Source organism: Crystallibacter degradans, assembly GCF_012952295.1.
Taxonomy (GTDB): domain Bacteria; phylum Actinomycetota; class Actinomycetes; order Actinomycetales; family Micrococcaceae; genus Crystallibacter; species Crystallibacter degradans.
Genome location: NZ_JABBCH010000007.1, coordinates 205,335 through 211,334 on the forward strand (window position 1 = coordinate 205,335; position 6,000 = coordinate 211,334).

Sequence of the window (6,000 nt, forward strand, 5' to 3'; positions counted from 1 at the left end):
GTTGTCGATCCCCCCAGACAAGAACCCTATGGCTAGACCAGGACGCGGTAGCCGAATTCCGGATGGAATCCGTGCACCTCCCGTACGTCCAGCGCGGCCATGTAGTCGAGGATCTCGCCGGTGATCACCTGCCCGGGGACCAGCACCGGGAAGCCCGGCGGATACGGGGTAACGAACGCGGCGGAGATCAGTTCCTCGCCGTCGGCCACGAGCCGCGCGGCAGCCTCCGGTTGCAGGTAACGGCAGGAGCCTTCCCGGTAGGTGAGGAAATGGGCGGCCCGCAGATCGCCGTCGGGTGTGTCCGGGCCGGAGCGGAAACGGTCCGCGAAGCGGCTGAAGTTTGGCAGCGGGGGCGGTGCCGTAGTGAGCGAGGCCACCCGGGCCTGCCGGGCCTGCAGTGCGAGCGGGCTCATCCCTGTCTGTTCCTCATCGAAGGCCTCAGCCAGCTGGACCAGGACCTCGATCAGGAAGGCCACGGCACTGCGGGTGGTGCCGATATTGGTCATGAGCAGCACCGGGTTGCGGGAGGTCTTGTTGACCTGGATGCCGAACCGGTCCATCAGATAACCGTTGCGGAAGGTGTCCCCGTCCACGCCGGTCAGCCTGATGTGCAGAGTCAGCCGGCTCGGATCCAGCACGAATTCGTCTTCGCGCCAGGCCCGGTCCAGTTCGGCCAAGCCCATAGGTTTGGGATCATGGTGCGATTGGCTAACTTCGCGGTAGGCGAGCGGCACAAGGTCCGCGGCGTCGAGGATCCGGAAGTATTTTCGCAGCATCGGCTGCCGTTCCACCGCAGCGGCGATGCTGCCCGCCAGATCCATCTGCCGCTGCACCAGTTCAAAGCCCTCCAGCTCCACCTGCCGGCGGCCGGCGTCCAGGGAAGCGAGGATCTGGTAGTTCGGTGAGGTGGAGGTGTGCGTCATGTACGCCTCGTGGAAGGACTCGGCATTGAGCCGGTTGAAGTCCCTGTCGTGCACATGGATCATCGAGCCTTGGCGCAGCGCGGTGAGGGTCTTGTGCATGGACTGGGTGGCATAGACGCGGACCCGGGCACGGGCTGGATCCGGGACCAGGCGGGTGCGCAGCCACAGCTCGTCGTCGAGCGGCTCGCCGGAGTCGGCATCGTGCAACGCTGCCAGCTGCTCCGCGTAGCGCTCTGCGGCTTCCGGGCTTGCCAGTTCCTGCTCGAGCCGACGTGCGGAGGCCATCGCGGTGCGCCGGCGCAGCACTGGATGGAAGCCGGCGAAGGCGAACCAGGCCTCGTCCCAGAGGAAGACCAGATCCGGTTTGATTGCCAGGCACTCAGCCATCACTCGATGCACGTCGTACACGATGCTGTCGAAGGTGCAATTGGTCAGGGCGATCAGCTTCACCTCGTCCAGCTTTCCGGCCCGACGGTAGTCCAGCAGCATCTGCTTGATGCTCTGCAGCGGAACCGCGCCGTAGACCGAGTAGTCATCCAGCGGGTAGGCCTCCAAATAAGCCACCCGGGCTCCGGCCAACATCAGGGCGTAGTGGTGCGACTTGTGGCAGTTCCGGTCCACCAGAACCACGTCCCCGGGGGCCACGATGGACTGGGTGACGATCTTGTTCGCCGTCGAGGTCCCGTTGGTCACGAAATAGGTCCGCTGCGCGCCGAAAGCACGCGCCGCCTTGCTCTGGGCGGCTCGCAGCGTGCCGTGCGGATCCAGTAGCGAGTCCAGTCCGCCCGCAGTCGTGGAGGTCTCGGCCAGGAACAGGTTCAATCCGTAGAAATCACCCAGATCCCCAATCCACTTGGAGGTGACCACCGAGGTGCCGCGGGAGATGGGCATCGCATGGAACACGCCGGCCGGACGCTGGCTGTGGCGGCGCACCGCATTAAAGAACGGCGTTTCATAGCGCTCGGCGACCCCGGCCAGGATGGACAGATGCAGCTCCTGCAGCGCCTGCCAACGGAACACCCGCCGGAACCGGCGGGCCAGGGACTCGGCCAGCTCCTCGATGGAGACGGCGGCAATCAGGTACAGGTCCAGCTCCGGGCGCAGCTCGGTGAGCGCTTCGGCTAGCCGCAGGGTGCGCGGCAGCGCCGCCAGCCGGTCCAGATCGGCACCGGCCAGCGTGCCGACGTACCCGGCTAGGCCGCTGCCCAGACGGGCGTTCGAGCGGTTGACAAATCCCGGCCGTACTACGCAGGCCTGAATATCCGGGTTCAGCAGCACCGCCACCAGGGCGTCCTCAACACTGGGGACGACATTTACGGTGTAAGTGAACTCATCCGACGCATGCCGCAGTCGGTGCATGGACTCCTGCAGCGCCGCCCGTTCCGCCGGCGGGACGTCGTCGATGACGAGCACCTCGAACGTGCGTCGTGCCGGCACCTCGGGAGACTCTTCCCCGGCTCCATCTCCGTCCTCGCCGTGTACCGGCTGAAGCCGCCGGGTCACGGCCTCGATCAGGGCGAGGGCGGCTCGGGCATCCCCGGTGCCCAGGCAGCGGCGAATGCGCTCCACGTGTCCAGGGCCAGGAAAGGACCAGTACGCCTCCAGCGGTTCGAGCCGTGCCAGCCGCTGATGGCACTCGGCGGCCAGCGCCTGACTTCCCGGCTGGTCCTGCTGATTTCCGGATCCGCCGGCAGACCGCCACCCGCCGGCCAGCTGCCGGGTGGCGTAGGCGAGGAACTCCCAGTCATCGGCCCGCGTCCGCCAGACACTGCCCGGAGCGTCGAGGCAGCCGGCCTGCTCCTTGGGCTGTACCGATTCCAATAATGCGCTCATCGGCCACCCGTCTGCTGTGCTGTCTCCCGGGCTGTGTCCGTTGCCGTGTCCTGCCCGGCTTCCCAGGATGCGGGTTCGGACGTGTCCTCGAAGGCGACCGCGGACCCGAAGAACAGGCCGGTTCCGATGGCCGAGCCGAGGGCGATGAAATGGATATGCCGGGCGGTCAGGCCTCGTGACAGGCCGCCCGCGGCTCCGGATTTGATCATGGTTTTCATCTCATACTGCTTTCTGCGTTGGGGTCGGCCAGTCGGGCCGAGTGCGCAATGGTGCTCAGCAGACGCGCGGCACAGCGCGCGGTGGCGCCGTCGTCGTCGTACTCCGGATTGAGTTCGACGACGTCGGCCAGTGCCAGCTTTCCGCTCGACGCTGCCTGCCGACAGGCCGCGGCGATGGCCGGGAACGGGACGCCGAAGGCGGCCGGCGCACTCACGCCCGGGGCCGTTGCTGCGGGCAGCACGTCCAAGTCCACGGTCAGGTAGAGCAGGTCCACCGAATCCGCGAAGCTGGCCACGAAGCGCTCTAGTGCCGTACTGTCCTGGCATTGCTCGTCGGTGAGGTATTCGACGCCGAGCCGGTCGGCCGTGTCGAACAGCGCGCGGGTGTTGTTCGGTTCGCTGATGCCGGCGACGGCGTAGCGGAACTGCCGGCTGGCGGCTGCTTCGGCCTCGGCGATCTGCAGGAACGGCGTTCCGGAGCTGGGCCGGGCATCACGGCGCAGATCGAAGTGGGCGTCCAGGTTCAGGATGCCCAGCCGCCTGCCCTCCAGCAGCCCGGACCCGGCCAATCCCAGGTAACTGGCATAGGCGGTTTCGTGGCCACCGCCAAGCACCAGCACTAGGCGGCTCTGAGGCAGCAGGGCAGCAATTTTCTTCCCCAGGGATTCCTGGCCGGGTTCGAGGCCGAAGCCTTTGACGGCCACGTCCCCCGCGTCGTGGACAGCGAACCTGGCGTGCAGCGCCAGCGGACCCAAGGCCCGGCGGATTGCCGCCGGGGCATGCCGGGCGCCGGGACGGCCCTGGTTGCGCCGGACCCCCTCGTCGCTGCGGAAACCCACGATGGACAGAGTGTTTTGGAGCTCCAGGCATCGGTTGCGGAATCGGGGGATGCAGTCTGCTGTGCCACGGCGTTGTGCCAGCGGCGGTGCTGGGGTGAATCGCCGTCGTTGCGGCCAGTCCAAACTGGGCGGACGGACGACGGAGGGGCGAACTGGGAGGACATGGTTAAGAGCATCCTGATTTGGGGGGCTTTTCTGTGACGTGAATTACCGGCTCAAGCAACGAAACCGTATTTCGGGCATACGATGTGCCAGAATTTCGGGAAAGAGTCTGGGATTCCGGACAGAAGCCCCTGGCAAAGCAGGGCCCCCGAGGAGGGAACCAATGGCAGTCTCCAAGGTGCCCGCAGCCGAGAACACGCTGCGGATACTGCGCTACATGGCCTCGCGCCGCGGCCCCGTCACTGCCACGGCCATCGCAGCCGCCCTCGAGTTGCCGCGCTCAAGTGTTTACCACTTGCTGACGGTGATGCAGGAGAACGGCTTTGTGCTGCACCTGCCGCAGGAACGGGTCTACGGGTTGGGCATCGCCGCCTTCGAATTGAGCTCCGCGTACAGCCGTCAAGAACCCTTGGCGCGGCTGGGCCGGCCGTTGCTGGCAGGGCTGGTGGACAGGGTGGGCGAAAGCGCGCACCTGGCCGTGCTGCATGGGCGCGATGTGCTCTACCTGGTGGAGGAACGGGCCAAGAACCGCCCGTCGCTGGTGACCGATGTCGGGGTGCGGCTGCCGGCGCACCTGACCGCCAGCGGCCGCGCCATCCTGGCCGCGCTGCCGGCTTCGCAGTTGCGCGCGATCTTTCCGGACAAGTCCGCATTCATTGTCCGGCAGCCGGATCCCGCGATTACCGGCTACACACAGCTGAAGCATCACTTGGGGCAGGTCCGCCAGCGAGGGTACGCGACCGAAGAAGGGGACGTCACGGCTGGCTTTGCCTCGCTCGCGGTGGCCGCGCTGGACCACGTCGGCTGGCCGGCGGCCGCCGTCGCCGTCACCTTCCTGAGCCACCGCATGGGGGCGGAACACCGCGAGGCGCTGCTGGCCGAACTTCGCTCCGTGGCCGTGGAGGTTTCCCACCGCATCTACGGCACGTAAAGGTCGATGTCTGGTATCCCAGACAAAAGAGTGTCAAAGGGCGCTTCGCAAGGGCTACCGCGGCTGTTTCATAGAAGCAGAGGTTGTGAGCCGTGCCACCCACGGATCCGCGACAGTCCCCACGACGCGAAAGAAGGAACGCGAAATGGTCAAAAACTTCACCCAGCATGACCCGTCCCGCAGCATCCAGGCGCCGCGCGGCACCGAGTTGACGGCCAAGAGCTGGCAGACCGAAGCGCCGCTGCGGATGCTGATGAACAACCTGGATCCCGAGGTCGCCGAGCGCCCCGAGGACCTGGTGGTCTACGGCGGCACCGGCCGCGCGGCCCGCAGCTGGGAAGCCTACGATGCGATTGTGCGCACCCTGGCCACCCTGGAGAAGGACGAGACCCTGCTGGTCCAGTCCGGCAAGCCGGTGGGCGTCTTCCGCACCAATGAATGGGCGCCGCGGGTGCTGATCGCCAACTCGAACCTGGTGGGGGACTGGGCCAACTGGCCGGAGTTCCGCCGGCTCGAGGCCGAAGGCCTGATGATGTACGGCCAGATGACCGCCGGTTCCTGGATCTACATCGGTACCCAGGGCATCCTGCAGGGCACCTACGAAACCTTCGCCGCCATCGCCGACAAGCGCTTCAACGGCACCCTGGCCGGAACGCTGACGCTCACCGGCGGCTGCGGCGGCATGGGCGGCGCCCAGCCGCTGGCCGTCACCCTTAATGGCGGAGCGTGCCTGATTGTCGACGTCGACGAGACGCGCCTTCGCCGCCGTGCCGGCAAACGCTACCTGGACGAGGTGGAGACGGATCTTGACGCCGCGTTGGCCAAGGTCATGCGCGCCAAGGAGGAGAAGCGTCCGCTGTCCGTGGGCTACGTGGGCAATGCCGCCGCGGTGTTCCCGGAGATCCTGCGCCGGCACCAGGCCGGCGAGATCAGCGTGGACATCGTCACCGACCAGACCTCCGCCCACGACCCGCTGAGCTACCTGCCGCTGGAGTACTCGGTGGAGCAGTGGGACGCCGAGGCCAAGGCCGACCCCGTGGGCTTCACCAAGAAGGCACAGGAGTCGATGGCCCGCCACGTGCAGGCGATGGTCG

General features: G+C 66.9%; 4 protein-coding genes and 1 pseudogene. 2 read left to right on the forward strand and 3 right to left on the reverse strand.

What is annotated here, in order from left to right:
- Nucleotides 1-32: 32 nt before the first annotated feature.
- From HGO92_RS13505 to hutG, 3 genes and pseudogenes are all read right to left on the reverse strand, one after another.
- Nucleotides 33-2,756: an aminotransferase class I/II-fold pyridoxal phosphate-dependent enzyme gene (locus tag HGO92_RS13505; protein ID WP_169995612.1), complete on the reverse strand. Its 2,724-nt coding sequence runs from the start codon at nucleotides 2,754-2,756 to the stop codon at nucleotides 33-35.
- A complete protein-coding gene (locus HGO92_RS13510) occupies nucleotides 2,753-2,974 on the reverse strand; it encodes a hypothetical protein (protein ID WP_169995309.1) in 222 nt (73 codons plus the stop codon). Before HGO92_RS13510 ends, HGO92_RS13505 begins: the two co-directional genes overlap by 4 nt.
- Nucleotides 2,971-3,977 (reverse strand): annotated as a pseudogene (gene hutG / locus HGO92_RS13515) (formimidoylglutamase). Before hutG ends, HGO92_RS13510 begins: the two are co-directional and overlap by 4 nt.
- A 161-nt stretch (nucleotides 3,978-4,138) precedes the next feature.
- Between hutG and HGO92_RS13520 the strand changes: the two are divergent.
- Together HGO92_RS13520 and hutU are read left to right on the forward strand one after the other, a co-directional pair.
- Nucleotides 4,139-4,906 carry an IclR family transcriptional regulator gene (locus tag HGO92_RS13520; protein WP_169995613.1) on the forward strand — a complete coding sequence of 256 codons (768 nt, stop codon included), beginning with the start codon at nucleotides 4,139-4,141 and terminating at the stop codon, nucleotides 4,904-4,906.
- 145 nt (nucleotides 4,907-5,051) lie between these two features.
- Nucleotides 5,052-6,000 (forward strand): urocanate hydratase (gene hutU, locus HGO92_RS13525; RefSeq protein WP_169995615.1); only part of this gene is annotated, 949 nt, incomplete at its 3' end.

Bases quoted from the DNA above. Each gene is read 5' to 3' on its own strand.
- HGO92_RS13520 (WP_169995613.1), top strand. From the start codon at position 4,139: ATGGCAGTCTCCAAGGTGCCCGCAGCCGAGAACACGCTGCGGATACTG.
- HGO92_RS13510 (WP_169995309.1), bottom strand. From the start codon at position 2,974: ATGAAAACCATGATCAAATCCGGAGCCGCGGGCGGCCTGTCACGAGGC.
- HGO92_RS13505 (WP_169995612.1), bottom strand. From the start codon at position 2,756: ATGAGCGCATTATTGGAATCGGTACAGCCCAAGGAGCAGGCCGGCTGC.